This is a genomic window from Synechococcus sp. R55.7, assembly GCF_047461955.1.
In the GTDB taxonomy this organism is placed as follows: domain Bacteria; phylum Cyanobacteriota; class Cyanobacteriia; order Thermostichales; family Thermostichaceae; genus Thermostichus.
On sequence record NZ_JANSIC010000440.1, the window covers coordinates 1 to 794 of the forward strand.

The following is a 794-nucleotide window of genomic DNA, read 5'->3' on the forward strand; positions in this document are numbered from 1 at the left end:
CTGATGGGGAACCCTTGTAACCCAACTCGCGCCAGCCGGACGGAGCCATAGTAACAGACCCTTTCCGGGCTCACCTTGGAGCAGAAAGCGATCCCAGCGCCCAAACCAACCGCTGCACAGCACTCAAGAGCACCAGAATCGCCATCAGCCCAAACAAGCCCACCATGTACTCCGGGAAAAGGAAAAACAAGCCGTAGAAAAAGATGGTTTCGCTGCCCTCGATAAGCCCCGACGGCATACTTAAGCTGGTCAGTTCATCCAGGGATCCCGCCCCGACAGTGCCATCCGTCCTTGTTGCTCCGCAACGCTGTCGCGAACGCCGTTTTTCCAACAGCCCTGCCAAATACATCCAGGAGCAAAGGTTGATGTAAAAGCTGGCCAGCATCAGAGCCAGAGAAGCATAGCCCAGCAGGGATCCCTGGTGAAAGGCCAGCCCCAGGGGAACGACTGCGTAGACCACCACGTCCAGCAGCATATCCAGGTAGCCCCCCAGATCGCTTTGCCGTCCCTGCAGACGAGCCAACGTGCCGTCCAGCCCGTCCATAAACCGGTTCAGCAACCACAGGCCCAGCCCCCACCCGTAGGCCCCGTAAGCTGCCGCTGTCCCAGAGGCCAGGCCCATGGCAAACCCCGACAGGGTAATGGCTAGGGGATGCACCTGTTGGAGAGGGGTTTGCAGCACTGGAGCCAACAGCCGCTCCTTCCACTGCCTAAGCACCTTATCCAGCAAGAAACACTCCTTTCTTATTGCTCTGCAACGCTGTTGCCGATGATCACCACCGGCTGGGATCCCA

At 58.8% G+C, this 794-nt stretch carries 1 protein-coding gene; it reads right to left on the reverse strand.

Translation table 11 applies throughout. The features are described 5' to 3' along the window. Positions 1 to 70 precede the first annotated feature (70 nt). A complete protein-coding gene (locus NW820_RS13015) occupies positions 71 to 730 on the reverse strand; it encodes a CDP-alcohol phosphatidyltransferase family protein (RefSeq protein ID WP_414407724.1) in 660 nt (219 codons plus the stop codon). Between the last annotated feature and the right edge of the window lie 64 nt (positions 731 to 794).